Source organism: Halorubrum ejinorense, assembly GCF_055389685.1.
In genome coordinates, this window is record NZ_AP043777.1 from 1,404,021 (window position 1) to 1,419,519 (window position 15,499).

Below are 15,499 nucleotides of genomic sequence, written 5' to 3' on the forward strand. Positions count from 1 at the left end.
CCCACTCAAGCTTTTAGCCGCTGTGGCGCCTCCTATCGTTCGTGAAACGAAACGTCGGACGACTCGACGCGCTCGCCCGGATCGTCGGCGGCGTCGCTATCGCGGCGCTGGCACTGCTCGCCGCGACCGGCCGCGTCAGCGTCCCGGTCGTCTCCGCGGTCGGGCTCGGCGTCGCCGGTGCGGTGTTGATCGTCGAGGGCGCGACACGGCGGTGTCTGCTGTACCGCGCGCTCGGCATCGACCGCTGCCCGGTCGACTGACGGGCCGAAGCGACCGAGGTCAGGGCGACTGACGGCGGAGACGCGCCGACAGGAATCGACGCGGTCGCCTTCCGGTCACTTCGCGAAGTAGCTCGTGAAGTAGCCCGAAAAGAACGAGCTGATAGCGACCGCGACGAGGAGGTCCGACGTGTCGTGGTCGTCGCCGGAGACGGTCAGCCACGTGATCGCGATGCCGAGCACGAGCGAGATAACGCCGTTCGCGAGGTCGTCTTTGAACGCCATGTTCGGCCGTTCGTCTCATATCGACAAAACGTATGGGGTGATCCGCCCCCGCGCGAACCCGGCCGCGCCCGGCGTCCGGACCCACCTCACCTGAACCCGGCCGCGCCCGGCGTCCGGACCCACCTCACCTGAACCCGGCCGCGCCCGGCGTCCGGACCCACCTCACCTGAACCCGGCCGCGCCCGGCGTCCGGACCCACCTCACCTGAACCCGGCCGCGCCCGGCGTCCGGACCCGCCGTCGCCCGAACCGATCGGCGACCGATCAGGGGTCGTCGAGCCGCTCCGCGACGACCGCTGCGGCGTCCGGATCGAACGGTGCGACCGTCGCGGCCGCCGCCGCGCCGGCCGCGTTACCGACCGCGGCGAGTTCGCACAGGTCCGTGACGCCGCGCCGCCGCGCCGCGAGGACGGCGCCGGCGAAGGCGTCCCCGGCTCCGGCGGTCGTCGCGACCGAGACACTCGGCGGCGACGCTGCGACGCGCTCGACGACCGTCCCGTCTCGGAGACGCAGCCCGACCGTCGGCGACGCGCCGTCCGTGAGAAACGCCACGCCCGAGTGGTCCGCAGGGAGTCGGTCGACGAGCCCGTCGGGAGTCGGGGCGACGCCCGCGACCGCGAGGTCGTCGGTGCCCGCGAACACCAGATCGCAGTGGGGGAGCACCTCCCCGAGCGCCCTCCGGTACGCCGCGGCGCTCTCCCACTGGTTCGTCCGCCCGTTCAGGTCGAAGGCGACCTTCGTTCCCCCGTCGCTCGCCGCCGCTGCGAGCCGGCGGACCGCCGACCGGTTCACCGTCGGGGGGAGCGTGACGCCCTCCAGGTGGAGCCAGTCGAACGACCCGACGAGCGACGCCGGGTCGTCCGGCGGCGTGAAGCCGTAACAGCTCCCGCGCACCCACGCGTCCCACCGGTCTCCGTCGTCGCTCGGCACGCAGAGCGTGAGCGGCGAGGGCGCGTCGACGCGCGCGACGCGGTCCGTGTCGACCGGGCTCTCGTCGAGGTGGTTCGCGGCCATTTCCCCGGCGGCGTCGCTCCCGACGTCGGTCACGAGCGCGGCGTCACACCCGAGTCCGGCGGTCCACCGCGCGACGTTCGTCGCCGTCCCGCCGACGTGCCACTCGAAGCGGCTCCCGCTCGCCAACGGTCCCTCGCCGACCGGGTACAGGTCGACGGTCGTGTCGCCGACGACGAGGACGCCGCTGTCGGCGTCGGTCACCGCCGCTCACCGCGAGCGACGGGTCGAGTTCGAGCCTGCCGCGTCGACTGACGCACTCCGTTCACGTCCGGTCGTAGTTCCGTGGACGCCATAAACTCGCAGGGGTCCGGCCGTCGCGCGTCGCGTTCGCCGTCGGCTCTCTCGCACCTGCCCGCTCTCCCGCTCCCGCGCACTACTCGGCGGCCAACAGCTCGTCGGCGATGCCGCTCCCGTTCCCGGCCACGTAGCCGTTCAGCTTCGCGGCCGCGGGGGACTCACGCAACGCTGCGTCGTCGTATCCCGCCTCGTCGAACGCGTCCATGAACTCCGCCTCCGACCGGAGCTTGTACTTCTGATGGTACGCCTCCGCCGGGTAAAAGCGCGAGAGCTGCTCGATTCGGGTGCCGACCGCGTCCGGCTCCAACCCGCGCTCGCGGAGGAACTCGGCGAGCGCCGCTCCCTGCGCCCGCGTCTCGGTGAGTACCACGTTCTGGTACTGGGCCTTCCGGGTCTGCGAGTGCGGGTCGTGCTGGCGGAAGACGCGCTCGACGAGGTCGGCGTATCCGATCGCGTCGGGGTCGAACGCGACCTGAACCACCTCGGTGTGGTCGCCCAGCGACTGGTACGTCGGGTCGGTCTTCGTGCCCCCGGCGTAGCCGGCTCGGGTCCGGACGACGCCGTCGAGCGCGCCGAAGCTCGCGTCGGGACCCCAGAAGCAGCCGAGCCCGAACGTCGCCGTCTCGGTCTCTTCCGGCTCCGGGGCTCGCTCGTCGTACTCGCGTATCGCGCGTGGTGTGAGTGTCATCGGTCGTACTCTCCGGTAGCGCCGCCGTCCCGGTCGCGACAGGCGGCGCCACATACGTCTCTCGTCCGGGCTCCGACGGGCAAGAGCGTGTCGGCGGTCCGGGGGCGCGACGGACCCCGGCGACCCGTCTCCGCTGGCCGACCTCCGTCAGTCGTCCGCGACGGTCGGTGCGTTCGCCTCGCCGGGCGCTTCGACCCGCGCCGACTCGGTCGCGGCCGACCACTCTAACTCCGACTCGTAGCGGAAGGCGCGGTGGTCCCGCGTCGGATCGACGACCGTCAGCGAGAGCCAGTCGTTGTCGAGCAGTTCGGCCACCGCCCCGTGGTCGGCCAGGACCGACTCCGCACGCTCGACCGGCGCGTGAACGACCGTCGAGAGGCGGAGCGGCTGGTGGTACGGCTCGTCGGTCCCGGCCATGACCGACTGGAGCGGCAGTCCGCTCATGAGGTCGCCGCCGTTCCCCTGGTAGACGCCGACGTTGCCGACCGGATTCTGGGTCACCTTGGACCCGCTCCCGTAGGCCGCGTTGTCGACCGTCGAGAAGTAGTACTGGGCGTTGATCCACTGGGTGACGACCATCGGTCCGGTGAGGATCGCTTCGAGCGCGTCGCCGTCGGGGTCGGTCGCCCAGTCGTACGAGTGGAGGAAGGCGCGCCCGTCGAGGTCGAGGTCGCTCGTCAGTCCGCGCGGCCCGACGACGAACCCGGCGTTGCCGGCCAGTCCCCACTCGGGGCGCGTCTCGGCCCAGTCGGCCGCGCGGCGCTCCGTCTCGCGCACGCCCGAGGAGCCCTCGGCGCCCATCGACGCGGCGCGCTCCGTGGCCGCTCCCTCGCGCGCCTCGGCGAGGTCGGCGCGCAACCGATCGAGGTCGTCCGCGTGCGACTCGGGGACATCTTTGTCGTACAGGTCGACCTCGTCCGTCGTCGTGTTGTGTTGGGCCGCGAGGAAGACCGTGTCCTCGGGCACGTCGATGCCGCGCTCGCGGAGCGCCGCCTTGACCTCCCGGTCGTTACAGATCGCCGCGAGGACGCGCGCGCTCGGCCCGCCGGGGTTGCCGGCGCAGGCGCCGCAGTCCAGGCTCGACGCGTAGGGGTTGTTCGCCGTCTCGCCGGCGTGGCCGGTGAACACGACGAGCCGCCCGAACCGCTCCCAGCCCATCAGTTCGAAGGCCGTGGCGGCGTACTCGACCCGCTCCTCGCGGGTCAGCCCCGCCGGGAGGTCGCCGTCGGACGCCGGCTCGTGGTCGAGGCGCTGATCGCAGAACTCGTGGTCGTCGGGCACCGCGTCGTCGGCGACGTCCAGCAGGTCGTGGACGCGGCCGGGAAGGAGCGTCCGGGCCGCCAGCGCCAGCCCGTACCCGCCTCCGGCGCTCTCGACGAAGCTGAACGCGGTCCCGGGGTTCGACCGCAGCGTCTCAACCGTCTCGCCGACGGCCTCCCGGAGCCGGGACCAGCGGTCGCGCTTCGCCCGCGTGTCTCCCTCGTTCGGGACCTCCGAGATCCGGTGTTCCGCGTCGAGGATCGGGGGACAGGCGTCGACGGTCACCTCGGAGTCGTAGCCCTCGTACGCCATCGGCACGCCGAAGAAGCCGGCGTAGCCGTGAGTCTCGTAGTCGCCGGTCGCCTCGACGTGACGCCGGATCACCTCGGAGCGCGTGTCGATACAGAACACCAGTTGCGCGTCCGGCCTGTCTCCCGCGTCGCCCTCGTCGGGGGCCACGCCCTCGCCTCCCACCGCGCCCCCCTCCCGGTCTTCGCTCTCGGCGGCGACCCGCTCGACGAGGTCGCCCCGGTAGCTCGCCTCCCACGCGGTCAGGAACGCGTCGGCGAGTTCGTCCGCCGGCTCGACGCTCCGGTCGGTCGCATCGGCCGACGCCGCGAGGTCGACCTCGAAGGCGTCCGCCAGCGCGAGGCGGACGGCGAGGTAGTCCGAGAGCGTGATCGGGTACGCGGACTGCCACGCGCCCTCGTCGGCGGCGCGACGCTTGAGGAGGCCGGTCCACCCCGGCAGCGCGGCGAACTGCGCCTCGAAGACCGACTCCCACCGCCCCTCGGCATACGGCGCCATGACGGACTCGACGGCGTCGAGCGCCGACTCCGGCAGGTCGGCGACGACCCCCCGGTCGGGAATCTGCTCGTCGTGTCCGGCCACCGAGCGGAACGCCTCGTAGAACCCGTCCTCCCGGTTCGGCATCGGCCACTGCGCCCGTCCCTCGTCGAGGAACGCCGACAGCCACTTCGTCAGCACGCGGTCGACCCCCTCCGTCTCGTCGGTCGGACGCTCCGGCACCTCGGCGGCGTCCATGCGCTCCAGCAGGGCCTCCGGGTCGTCGTCGTGGCCGCGCTCGGCCAGTTCCGATTCGAGACGCTCGCGGTCGATCCGGCCCGCGTCGAGGGCGGCCCGGAAGGTCTCCGTCCGGGGATACCCGCGGCCGCCGAGGAGGTCGGACGCCTCGGCGACGGCCTCCGTGAACGGGCGGTCCTCGAACCCGGAGAGCGGGTTCGCCGTCACGAACGAGTGGGCGGGCCAGACCGACCCGACGGCCGCTGCCGCGTTCTCCACGCTCTCCCGGAGGGCGCGCTCAGTAGTCATCGTACTCCTCCGTGGCGGTCAACACGGCCTCTGGAGCGGGTTGGCTCGCGTTCAACAGCGCGACGTAGAGCCGCCGGCTCCGCCGGTAGGCCCCGGCCTCGACGGCGACGTACGCCGCGAGAAAGACGACGCCGACGAGCGCGTGGAGCGCGCTCAGTTCGGTCGGCGCCGAGACGACCGGCAGCCCGGCGAGGAGCCCGGACACGGCCTCGTACGCGAGCGCGTAGACGGTGATCGCCGGGAGGAAGACGGCCGGGACCGCCGCGTAGCGCCCGGTCGCGGACAGGGCAGTCCGTCCGACGGCGCTCCGGGCCGCGTGGAGCGTCGTGAGGACGACGAACAGCGCGAGCAGCAGTCCGCTGTCGAGGGCCGTTCCCTTCCCGGTCAGGACCGCGAACGCCGCGCCGCCCGCCAGCCCGGTCAGGAGGACGACGACCCCGCCGACGAGGCCCGTTCCCTCGCGCTCGCGGTCGCCCGGTTCGACGCGTTCGATCGCTTCGCCCGAACTGAGGAAGTGGTACGCCTTGTAGAAGCCGTGGAGGACGAGGTGCGTGACGGCGGCGGCGAAGAACCCGAGCCCCGCCTGCATGATCATGAAACCCATCTGTCCGACCGTCGAGCAGCCCAGTTCCCCTTTCACGTCCGACCGGACGGTCTTGAGCAGCTTTCCGAGGAGGGCGCTCGCCGCGCCCACGACCACGATCCCGAGCATGAGGGCGGTCTCCGCGGTCACCACCGGAGCGAACCGCGTCAGGAGGATGCCGCCCGCGTTGACGAACCCGGCGTGCATCAGCGCCGACGCCGGCGTCGGCGCGGTCATCGAGGAGAGCAGCCAGCCGTGGAACGGGACGAGGGCGGACTGGATCATCGCCGCGAGGACGAGCGCCACGCCGGCGACGACCAGTGCGGCCCCGCCGAGGTCGTCGGCGGCCGCGGCGACGCCGGACACGGTCGTCGCGTCGGTCGCCCACCACAGCGCCGTCAGCGCGACCGCGAGGAGCGCGCTGCTGGCGAGGAAGTACCTGCGAGCGACGCTCGCTGCGGCCCGCGCCTGCGCCCACCCCTCGACGGTGCCGACGAGCCGCGCCATCAGGAGTCCCATCGCCAGCCAGCACGCCGCGAACAGCGCGAGGTGGTCGGCCGCGACGAGACACATCACGGCGACGGTGAACGCGAACACCGTGGCGAAGAACCGCGTCTGGTGGGCGCTCCCGGCCATGTACCGGCGAGAGTAGCTGTGGACGACCCCGCTGAAGAACGTGACGACCACCCACATGAGAACGGTCAGGCCGTCGACGGCGACCGCGCCGGGGATCTCCCACGCACCCCCGAGTCGGACTCGGATGACGAGCGCGGCGACGCTCGCGGCGAACAGCGACCAGACGAGCCACGTCAGTGCGGCGGGCACGGACGGCGATTCAGCCGTCGCCCGGGGCGTTCCGACCGTCGGTTCCGAGGTGCGTCCTGACATCGTTTAGTCCATCACACGACCGGTCTCTGGAGGCGAACCGACTTCGCTTCCGTCTTCGGTCGTCTCTGGACGTGTTTGAGAACGTAACGTCTATTAAAACTGTCTGTATTCACAAATCGTTCGAAAGAAGTGTATTATAGAACATTATGGTTATTGCGTTCCGGCGGCAACCGCTCGGAGGTCCAGCTCCGCGGCGGAGCGGGTCCCGCGTCTTCAGGCGCGAGCGGAGGTCAATTCCCAAACCGTTCGGTGTGGGCACTCAGGAAATCATATCGTTCCCGAGTCCGGAGTGGTGGTATGGAAGAACTCTCGGGGACCGTCCTCGCCGGGGAGTCGTTCGAGCCGGTCCGCGGTCGGGTCGTCGTCGAAGGCGGTCGGATCGATGCCGTCGAGGAGACGAACACGGCGTCGACCGACATCGTGGTACCGGCGTTCGTCAACGCGCACACCCACCTCGGGGACTCGGTCGCGAAGGAGGCCGCGGTCGGGCTCTCGCTCGACGAGGCGGTGGCCCCGCCCGACAGCCTGAAACACCGGCGGCTGGCGGCCGCGGACCGCGCGGAACTCGTCTCGTCGATGCGGCGCACGCTCCGGTTCATGCGCCGCACCGGCACGGTCTCGACGCTCGACTTCCGGGAGTCGGGGACCGCCGGCGCGCGGGCGCTCCGCGAGGCGGCCGAGGGCGTCGGCGTCGACCCGTTCATCTTCGGGAGCGACGAGCCGTCCGTCCTCGACGTCGCGGACGGCTACGGCGCCTCCGGCGCGAACGACGACGACTTCGCCGCGGAGCGCGCCGCCTGCGAGGAGCGCGGTCGCCCCTTCGCGATCCACGCCGGCGAACCGGACGCCAGCGACATCCACCCGGCGCTCGACCTCGACCCGGACCTCCTCGTTCACATGGTTCACGCCGCCGACGAACACCTAGAGCGCGTCGCGGCGGAGTCGGTGCCGGTCGCGGTGTGTCCCCGCGCGAACGAGGTCCTCGGCGTCGGCACGCCGCCGGTGCGGGAGCTGCTCGATCACACGACGGTCGCGCTCGGCAGCGACAACGTCATGTTGAACCCGCCCTCGATGCTCCGCGAGATGGCCTACGCGGCGAAGCGGTTCGACGTGAGCTCGCGGGAGGTGTTGCGGATGGCCACCGCCGCCGGGGCCGAGATCGCCGACCTCGACTGCGGCGTCATCGAGCCCGGTCGGCGGGCGGCGCTCGTCGTCTTCGACGGCGACTCGGACAACCTCGCGGGCACCGACGACCCGGTGCGCGCGGTCGTCCGGCGGGCGACGGCGCTAGACGTCGACCGCGTGCTCGTCTAGTCGCCGTCAGCGCTCCTCGTCTAATCGCTGTCGCCGTCGCCGTCGCGGTCTCCGGCGTCGAACCGACCGAACGGCGTGGTCTCGTGGGTCCGAACGAGGACCTCGTCGGAGACGGTGAGCCCCATGTCGAGGAGCTCTTGCGCCACCGGCGTGATGTCGCTGTCCGACTCGCCCACGACGGTCACGAGGAGGTTCTCCTCGCCGGTGACCAGTTCCTGGACCGAGACGACGCCGTCGACGGCGAGGATCTCGGGGATCATCTCACCGCGTTCGGGTATCGACGCGGTACAGTAGAGCAGCATCCGGAGCGGGTAGCCGGACCGCTGGTAGTCGACGCTGGCGCTGTACCCTTTGATCACGCCGTCGGACTCCAGCCGCTGGATGCGCTTGCGGACGGTGCTGTCCGAGGTGCCCGCCCGCTCCGCGATGTCCCCGGACGACGTGTTTCGCGCGTCCTCCTGTAACGCGTACAGGATCGCCCTGTCGACGTCGTCGATTTCTCCGTTATCCATACCTGTCCGTTCGTGATAGGCGCGTGCCGTTTTTATACGTTGTCGGGCGTCGGCGCGGGGCGGCGATCCGATCCCGACGCCTACATAGGGTCCCCGCCAATGGGTCGGACATGGCACCTTACACCGTGGACATCGACGTGCGGTTCCGCGACATCGACGCGTTGGGCCACGTCAACAACGCCGTCTACGCGACGTACGTCGAGCAGGCCCGGACGCGGTACTTCCGTGACGTCCTCGACATGGACATCTCCAAGTCGTCGAGCGTGCTGGCGTCGCTGTCGATCGACTTCCGGCGACCGATCGAACTGACCGACGGGGACGTGACCGTCACCGTCGAACTCGCCGATCTCGGCCGGTCGAGCGCGACGATGACCCACGAGATCCGCGTCGGCGACGCGGTCGCCGCGGAGGCCGAGGCGACTATCGTCTCGCTGGACCCCGACACCGGCGAGCCGATGCCGATCCCGGAGGCACACCGGACCGCGATGGAGTCGTACCACGAGCTCTGAGGAGCCACGCGGCTGCGCAGACCGCTGAACGGACGCGAGCGTGACTCGCGGCCCGACCGAGCGACTCGCCCCCCGACCGAGCGGCTCGCCCCCGACCGCGACGGACGCACACCTTCTTGACGCCGCGGACGGATCGATCTGTATGAGCGTTCGACTGTACGCCCTCGACGGGTGTCCCTTCTGCGAGACGGTCCACGAGGCGCTAAACGACGCGGGCGTCGCCTACGAGATGGAGTGGGTCGGCGCGCTCCACTCCGAGCGGAACGAGGTCAAGCGGGTCAGCGGCCAGCGCGGCGTGCCGGTGCTCGTCGACGAGGATCGCGGCGTGACGATGGCGGAGAGCGCGAACATCGTCGAGTACGTCGAGAGGACCCTCGCATGAGCATCTACACCGGTCGCGGCGACGAGGGCGAGACCGACCTCCGCGACATGAGCCGGGTGTCGAAGTCGAGCCACCGGATCGAGGCGTACGGCACCGTCGACGAGGCGAACGCGCTGCTCGGAACGGTCCGCCCGACCGGCCACGACGACCTCGACGACCTGTTGGAGACGGTCCAGAACCACCTTCACGTCGTCCAAGCCGACCTCGCGAACCCCGATCCCGACCCGGACGACCCGCAGGTCGACGCCGGCCACGTCGACGAGCTGGAAGACCGGATCGACGCCTTCGACGAGGAGTTGGAGCCGCTCACGTCGTTCATCCTGCCCGGCGGCGGCGAGGCGGGGGCGGCGCTCCACCACGCGCGCGCCGTGGTTCGACGCGCGGAGCGTCGCGTCGTCGACCTCGCGCGCTCGGAGCAGATAAACGAGGCCGTCGTCACGTACCTCAACCGGCTCTCGGACCTCCTGTTCACGGCCGGTCGCGTCGCGAACGCCCGCGACGGCGAGCCGGAGGAGTCGCCGTCGTACTGACGCCCGAGCGCGCGACTTTTCACCGTCCCGCGCGAGATACGGGTATGACGCTCGACAGCTACGCGACGGCGGTCGCCGACCTCGACCCGGCCCGCGGGGAGGTCGAGACCGCGGAACTCCTCGTCACCGACGACGTGCTCGTGAAGGCGTTCGTGCTGGGGCCGGACGCGGCCGTGGACCCGCACGAACACGCCGACGCCACCAACGTCTTCCACGTTCTGGAGGGGGAAGCGACCGTGTCTCGCGACGGCGAGGAGGAAACGCTCGCGGCCCCCGCGGTGGTTCCGAACGAGCGCGGCGCGGTCCACGGCGCGCGAAACGACACCGACGAGCGAGCCGTGCTCACGGCCAGCCTCGCTCCCCTCCCCTGATGGACGGCGAAATCGATCCCGAGGAGCTGTCGTCGCTGCTGTCGGAGCGCGGCGACGGGTCCGCCGACGAGCCGCCCCGCATCGTCGACATCCGCGACCAGCGCGCCTTCGACCGGGGCCACCTCCCCGACAGCGAGTGTATCCCGTTCCCCGAACTGACGAGCCGGATCGCCGAACTCGACGGCGCCGACCGGATCGTCACCGTCTGTCCGCACGGCGTCGCCAGCCAGCAGGCGGCCCAGCTGATCGGCAGCTACGAGGGGACCGCCGACGCCCGCGTCGACAGCCTCCGCGGCGGGATCGAGGCCTGGGAGCGCGAGGTCGGCGAGCTGGAGACGACGGACGCGGAGCCGCAGGACGAGGCCGGCGGAGTAGCCGAGACCGACGAGGGGCCCGAGGCGCCGTTCTGATCGCTCCGTCCGCACCGTTCTAATCGCTCCGCCCGCACCGTTCTAATCGCTCCGTCCGCACCGTTCTAATCGCTCCGCCCGCGCCGTTCTAATCGCTCCGCCCGCGCCGTCCGAACAGCCCCGTAGCCGCCAGCAGCGCGACTACGGCCGCGACGATCCCGAACCCGGGCACGGCGTCGTCGGTCGCGCCGCCGATCGGGCCCGCCCCCTCGATCGTGACCGTCGTCGACGCCTCGCCTTCGGGGCCGACGACGCTCACGCTCACCTCTCGGTCTCCGGCACCGATTCCGCCGGAATCCCCCGACTCACCGAGCGTCAGGCTCCGCTCGACCGACGCCTCGGCGCCGGCGTCGAGTCGGACGGGCGCCGTGTCGACCGTCTCGCCGTCGACGCGGAACTCGACGTCGCCGCCCGCCGGGAGTTCGGCGTCGTTGCCGACGGTCGCGGTCACGCGCACCGACTCGCCGGCGGTCACGCGGTCGGCGTCGATCGAAACGTCACGGACCGACGGCGGCGCGGGCTCCGAGACGACGACCCGCAGGCGCTCGCCGCCGACTCGGACCGCGTACGTTCCCGGCTCGGAGAACGCGTACTCGAACTCCTCCGTCGTCGCCGCGCCGGCGTCGACGGTCCCGACTCGCGTCGCGACGGCCTCGCCGTCGACGGTCAGCGAAAGGTCGTACTCGCCGGCGACGCCGCCGGTATTGGTGACGTCGACGGCGACCGCGAGCCGCTCGCCCGCGACCAGTTCGACCGGATCCACGTCGACCGGGCGGTCGCGGTACTCGCCCGTCGCCCTGACGCCGTCGTCGGCGAGCACGTACCCGACCTGCGCCGGCGTCTCGCCGAACGCTTCCGCGTGAGCGTCGCGGCCCCAGGTCTCGGGAGCGTCCCGGGTGGTCGTCAGGCGCTCGGCCTCCGCCCGGATCGCGGCCGCGGTCTCGTCGTCGGCCCCCTCGGCCGCGGCGGCCTCGACGGCGTCGAGCACGTGTTCGTTGGTGATCGGCTCCCCGGCGGCGTTCAGGTCGCGGAGGACCGTCGCGAGCGAGGCGCCCCCGTCGGTCGCGACCCGGAGCCGCCGGTCGATCGCCCCGGCGACGAGCGCCCCCTTCGTGTAGTCCGGGTTCCCCTCCCACGTCCCGGGGTCGGCGAGCACCGCCGAGGCGTCGGGATCGCGTTCGCCGCGCGCCAACGTCCGCTCGAACTCCGCGAAGTTTGCGGCGCCGCGGTCGAGCGCGAACAGCGCGGCGTAGTACGTCGCGCTCGCCTCGGTGATCCACCGGCCGCTCGCGTCGGTACCGAACGCCTGCCGCGTGTGGACGTACTCGTGAGTCCAGACGTCGTCGGCCGTGCCCGCGGGCTCGACGTCCCGGACCCACAGGTCGGCGTCGCCGATCTGAATGCCGCGGACGCCCCACTCGACCCCGTCGGTGGGAGCGGCGACGGCGAACACCGTCTCGTCGCGCGCGCCAACTCGCAGCGCGGCCGACGCATAGTCGAAGGCGCCGAACACCTCCTCCGGCGTCGCCTCGGTGTCGGCCGCCTCGGGGACGATCAGCCGGTAGCGCCGGCCGTCGGCCTCCCGGACGCGCTCCTCGTAGGGGCCGAGGAACGCCATCGCCTGCGAGGCGACTCCTTCGCCGTCGACGACGTTCTCGCGCGTCAGGCCGACCTGCCCGTCGTACTGTCCGGTGTACGACCAGCTCGCACTCGTCCGCGGCGTCCGGACCAACGCCCACTCGCCGGCGTCGGCGAACCGGTAGGTCCCGCGGGTAGCCAGCGGCCCCGACTCCTCGACGGTGACGTTGACGTCCGTCGCGTACGTGAGCGAGGGCGTCGGCGTCTCGCCGTCCCACACCCACGCCGACTCGTCGGGGCCCGCGTCGTCCGCGCGCTCGAACCCGTCGGCCTCGACCGCGCCGTCGTTCGCGCTCAACAGGGTCACGCGGAGCTCCGTGACGCGGTCCGGGATCGCCGCCCGAGTCGTGACGCCAACCGTTCCGGCCTCGTCGGTCTCGGACAGTTCGTTCCGCAGGCGGATCGTGTCAGAGTCGTCGGTCTGTCTCGCGTCGCCTCCTCGGTCCCCGTCCGCGACCGCGGCGCTTCCGGCTCCGTCGGTCGGTTCGAGACCGATCGATCCGTGGTAGGTGTCCTCGTCCGACGCGTCGAGGTCCCCGACCGTGGCGCCGCCGGCCGGCAGCGCGGTGACCAGCAGGACTGCGACGAGCGAGGCGGCGACGACAGATCGGACCGATGGGCCCGAACCCGACCGTGTCATGGACGCACCACGTCCGTCGCCGATATATGGCTGTTCCTCGCGTTCCGTCCGGGCCGCCGGGAACCGGCGCGGAGCCGGGGCGACGGAGGCGTCGAAGAGCCGCGAAAAAGAGGGGGGAGGAGGGAGCGAGTGACTTTCCCTCCGTGCGTCAGTGTGCTATCCGATATCAAAGGTATGCGCGGCTTACCGCCGGCGAAGCGACGGCTCTGGGTGGATTCGGGCGAGTCGTGCGTCGGCCGAGTCGTGCGTCGAGTGAGTCGTGCGTCGAGTGAGTCTCCCGGTCGAGCGAGTCCCGACGGGGCTGGCCGACGCGGCGTCAGATCGCGTGTACCCTGACGGTCCAGAAGTCGCGGAACGCGTCCTCGAGGGCCGCCTTCGGCTTCCCGGTGGCGTCCGACACGTCGGTGACGTCGGCGTGGTCGCGAACCCGCCCCAACACGCTGCGCTCGCCGACGACTATCGTCCGGTCGACGTTCTCGACTCCCGCGAGCGCCTCGTTCGCCCCGTCGAGATGGTCGTCGATCTGTCCCTCTCGGCGGCGCTCGAAGCGGCCCTGCGAGAAGCCGCCCTTCGAGTGGGCCTCTTTCACGTCGGAGCTGAACCCCTCGTACGCGACCCGCTCGCCGCCCTCGTAGGTGCCGAGCGCGAACGTGTCCGCCCGAACCAGCGCGAACGCGAACCGCCCGGTCGGCCGGAACCACGCGTCGTCCAGCCGGAACCGGTCGCTCCACTCGTCGAAGGGGTCGGGCGCTATCGGCGGCGACAGCGCCGCGCTGGCCGCACCGGTGTCGTCGGCCACGACGACCGCCGGCGCCGCGCGCCGGACGAGCGCCGTGCGGTCGCCGAACCAGTCGGCGACGGTCTCCGGAACCGAGTCGGCGTCGGGAACGAACGCGGTGAGCAGTCCCTCGGGGTCGTCGCTCTCGACGGCGCGGAAGCGGTCGAGCGCGTCGGCCAGTCGCGGGCCGCGGAGGTCGCTCACGCGTCGGAACTCGACGGACGCCTCGGTTCCCTCGGCCCGGTCGAGCCGCTCCTCTAACGACTCGATCCGGTGTTCGAGCTCGTTGACGCGCTCCTCGGCGCGCTGGCGGTCGGCGACCGCGTCGGACCGCCGCTCCTCCTCGGCCTCGGCGCGGCGTTCGAGGTGACGCTTCTCCTCCTCCAACTCCTCGATGCGCTCCTTCAGTTCGGCGCGCCCGAGCAGCCTGTCGATCATACCGAATTCGCGACCCGCCGCGACGTAAAAGGTGCGTCTGCGGCGGAGACGGACGCCGCTCTCCGGGCCGTCCGCGCGTCGCGCCACCGTCCGCCGCCGTCTCCCGCGCGACCGTTCGTCGCCGCGTTCACGTCGTCCGCTTCGCGCGTGATCCGATCGGTGCGCCTCCGCCACCGTTTTAGCGTCTCCCGACGCTTCGGGGGATATGTCGTCTCCGTCCCTCCAAGAGGAACCGAAGACCGGCAACGGCGTCACCGCCGACCTCGACCTCGACTGGCTGTCGCTCGAGGACGACGAGGAGATCCGCTGGGCGAGCACGCCGCACAGGTACAGCGTCGTCCCGGCGCTTCTCGTCGGCGTTCCCCTGTCGCTCGTCCTCGTCGGGATCCCGATCGTCGCCGCGAGCTACCTCCAGTACAAGAACACGAACTACGTCGTCACGAACAAGGGGCTCTACAGCAAGCGGGGCATCCTCTCCCGGGACGTGAAACAGATCGGGTTCGAGAAGGTACAGAACATCTCCTACTCGCAGTCGGCCATCGGTTCGTCGCTCGGGTACGGGTCGGTCGAGGTCAGCACCGCCGGCGGCTCCGGCGTCGAGCTACGGTTCCGGAGCATTCCGGACCCGGCGTCGGTCCAGGAGCTGATCGCCAGGGAGATCGACGCCGGAAAGCGGGACAGCGCCGACGGCGACGGCGACGCCGACGACGTGCTCGCCGAGATCCTCGTCGAACTTCGCGCGATCCGCTCCGCGGTCACCGACGACGGTGCCGGCGGCGACGCCGAGACGCCGACCGCGACCGGCGAGGACGTCGGCGCCGAGCGGACCGCGTCGGAGACGGCGCGCGAGGACCGATGACCGGCGACTGGTGGTTTCGGCACGACGACGAGACCGTCGTGTGGACGGGTCGCCCGCGGCTGTCGGCGGCGCTCGGCGGGGGCGTCGTCGGCGTCGCGACCGTCGCCGTCGCGCTCCTCGCGGCGGCCGCGGTCGACCCGCGCATCGCCGCGGCGAGCCCGCTGGGCGTCGGCATCGCCGGCTGGGAACTGCTCCGCGTCACACGGACCGACTACGTGGTCACGACTCGAGCGATCTGGTCGAAACGCGGCGTGCTCGGCCGAAAGGTCCGCCGCGTCGGGCTGGCACAGGTACAGAACACGGCGTACAGTCAATCGGTGACCGGTTCCGCGTTCGGGTACGGCACGGTCACGATCGAAGTCGCCGGCGGGCCGGACCTCGAGCTCCGCCGGATCGACGACCCGCAGGCGGTCCGACGGTCGATCACCGACCGGACCGGGACCGTCGACCGCGAGCCGCCCGGGACGGTCGAGCAGTGGCGGGCGGTGCTGTCCGTCGTCCGCGACATCGAGGCCGCAGTCGACTGACCGGCGGCGACTCCGGCGGAGCGACGG

General features: G+C 71.7%; 17 protein-coding genes. 9 read left to right on the top strand and 8 right to left on the bottom strand.

What is annotated here, in order from left to right; genetic code table 11:
• Positions 1 to 41 precede the first annotated feature (41 nt).
• A complete protein-coding gene (locus ACZ5KW_RS08160) occupies positions 42 to 260 on the top strand; it encodes a YgaP family membrane protein (protein WP_343780327.1) in 219 nt (72 codons plus the stop codon).
• A 75-nt stretch (positions 261 to 335) separates the two neighbouring features.
• On the opposite strand, the gene ACZ5KW_RS08165 is transcribed toward ACZ5KW_RS08160, so the two are convergent.
• From ACZ5KW_RS08165 to ACZ5KW_RS08185, 5 genes are all read right to left on the bottom strand, one after another.
• Positions 336 to 503, bottom strand: a complete 168-nt coding sequence (locus tag ACZ5KW_RS08165) for a hypothetical protein (protein ID WP_343780328.1) — start codon at positions 501 to 503, stop codon at positions 336 to 338.
• Positions 504 to 766: 263 nt separating this feature from the next.
• Complete coding sequence (locus tag ACZ5KW_RS08170; protein WP_343780329.1) at positions 767 to 1,717, bottom strand: carbohydrate kinase family protein; 951 nt, start codon at positions 1,715 to 1,717, stop codon at positions 767 to 769.
• 172 nt (positions 1,718 to 1,889) lie between these two features.
• Positions 1,890 to 2,501, bottom strand: a complete 612-nt coding sequence (locus tag ACZ5KW_RS08175) for a peptide-methionine (S)-S-oxide reductase MsrA (protein WP_343780330.1) — start codon at positions 2,499 to 2,501, stop codon at positions 1,890 to 1,892.
• Between the two features lie 147 nt (positions 2,502 to 2,648).
• On the bottom strand, positions 2,649 to 5,093 hold the full coding sequence (locus ACZ5KW_RS08180) for a DUF2309 domain-containing protein (protein WP_343780332.1): 2,445 nt from the start codon (positions 5,091 to 5,093) through the stop codon (positions 2,649 to 2,651).
• The gene (locus ACZ5KW_RS08185) at positions 5,083 to 6,564 is read right to left on the bottom strand and encodes a proton-conducting transporter transmembrane domain-containing protein (protein ID WP_343780334.1); all 1,482 of its coding nucleotides are present in this window, start codon (positions 6,562 to 6,564) and stop codon (positions 5,083 to 5,085) included. The genes ACZ5KW_RS08180 and ACZ5KW_RS08185 overlap by 11 nt, the downstream gene beginning before the upstream one ends.
• A gap of 297 nt (positions 6,565 to 6,861) precedes the next feature.
• On the opposite strand from ACZ5KW_RS08185, the gene ACZ5KW_RS08190 reads away from it, so the two are divergent.
• Positions 6,862 to 7,878 (top strand): amidohydrolase family protein, encoded by a 1,017-nt coding sequence (locus ACZ5KW_RS08190; protein WP_343780336.1) that lies wholly within the window; start codon positions 6,862 to 6,864, stop codon positions 7,876 to 7,878.
• A 20-nt stretch (positions 7,879 to 7,898) separates the two neighbouring features.
• On the opposite strand, the gene ACZ5KW_RS08195 is transcribed toward ACZ5KW_RS08190, so the two are convergent.
• Entirely contained in the window at positions 7,899 to 8,390 is a 492-nt protein-coding gene (locus tag ACZ5KW_RS08195; protein WP_343780338.1) for an Lrp/AsnC family transcriptional regulator, read from the bottom strand.
• 110 nt (positions 8,391 to 8,500) lie between these two features.
• On the opposite strand from ACZ5KW_RS08195, the gene ACZ5KW_RS08200 reads away from it, so the two are divergent.
• The 5 genes from ACZ5KW_RS08200 to ACZ5KW_RS08220 all read left to right on the top strand — a co-directional run bounded on the left by ACZ5KW_RS08200 (position 8,501) and on the right by ACZ5KW_RS08220 (position 10,592).
• A complete protein-coding gene (locus ACZ5KW_RS08200) occupies positions 8,501 to 8,899 on the top strand; it encodes an acyl-CoA thioesterase (protein WP_343780340.1) in 399 nt (132 codons plus the stop codon).
• Positions 8,900 to 9,041: 142 nt separating this feature from the next.
• Entirely contained in the window at positions 9,042 to 9,281 is a 240-nt protein-coding gene (locus ACZ5KW_RS08205) for a glutaredoxin family protein (protein ID WP_343780341.1), read from the top strand.
• The gene (locus ACZ5KW_RS08210) at positions 9,278 to 9,811 is read left to right on the top strand and encodes a cob(I)yrinic acid a,c-diamide adenosyltransferase (RefSeq protein ID WP_343780342.1); all 534 of its coding nucleotides are present in this window, start codon (positions 9,278 to 9,280) and stop codon (positions 9,809 to 9,811) included. The genes ACZ5KW_RS08205 and ACZ5KW_RS08210 overlap by 4 nt, the downstream gene beginning before the upstream one ends.
• A 44-nt stretch (positions 9,812 to 9,855) precedes the next feature.
• Entirely contained in the window at positions 9,856 to 10,182 is a 327-nt protein-coding gene (locus ACZ5KW_RS08215) for a cupin domain-containing protein (RefSeq protein WP_343780343.1), read from the top strand.
• Positions 10,182 to 10,592: a rhodanese-like domain-containing protein gene (locus tag ACZ5KW_RS08220; RefSeq protein ID WP_343780344.1), complete on the top strand. Its 411-nt coding sequence runs from the start codon at positions 10,182 to 10,184 to the stop codon at positions 10,590 to 10,592. Before ACZ5KW_RS08215 ends, ACZ5KW_RS08220 begins: the two co-directional genes overlap by 1 nt.
• A gap of 88 nt (positions 10,593 to 10,680) precedes the next feature.
• Here ACZ5KW_RS08220 and ACZ5KW_RS08225 read toward each other — a convergent pair whose 3' ends face one another.
• Both ACZ5KW_RS08225 and ACZ5KW_RS08230 read right to left on the bottom strand, forming a co-directional pair.
• Complete coding sequence (locus tag ACZ5KW_RS08225; RefSeq protein WP_371152392.1) at positions 10,681 to 12,870, bottom strand: PGF-CTERM sorting domain-containing protein; 2,190 nt, start codon at positions 12,868 to 12,870, stop codon at positions 10,681 to 10,683.
• Positions 12,871 to 13,186: 316 nt separating this feature from the next.
• Positions 13,187 to 14,086 carry a Vms1/Ankzf1 family peptidyl-tRNA hydrolase gene (locus ACZ5KW_RS08230; RefSeq protein WP_343780345.1) on the bottom strand — a complete coding sequence of 300 codons (900 nt, stop codon included), beginning with the start codon at positions 14,084 to 14,086 and terminating at the stop codon, positions 13,187 to 13,189.
• 205 nt (positions 14,087 to 14,291) lie between these two features.
• Between ACZ5KW_RS08230 and ACZ5KW_RS08235 the strand changes: the two genes are divergently transcribed.
• Entirely contained in the window at positions 14,292 to 14,945 is a 654-nt protein-coding gene (locus ACZ5KW_RS08235) for a PH domain-containing protein (protein ID WP_004595300.1), read from the top strand.
• Positions 14,942 to 15,472, top strand: a complete 531-nt coding sequence (locus ACZ5KW_RS08240; protein ID WP_086215401.1) for a PH domain-containing protein — start codon at positions 14,942 to 14,944, stop codon at positions 15,470 to 15,472. Before ACZ5KW_RS08235 ends, ACZ5KW_RS08240 begins: the two co-directional genes overlap by 4 nt.
• Positions 15,473 to 15,499 lie beyond the last annotated feature (27 nt).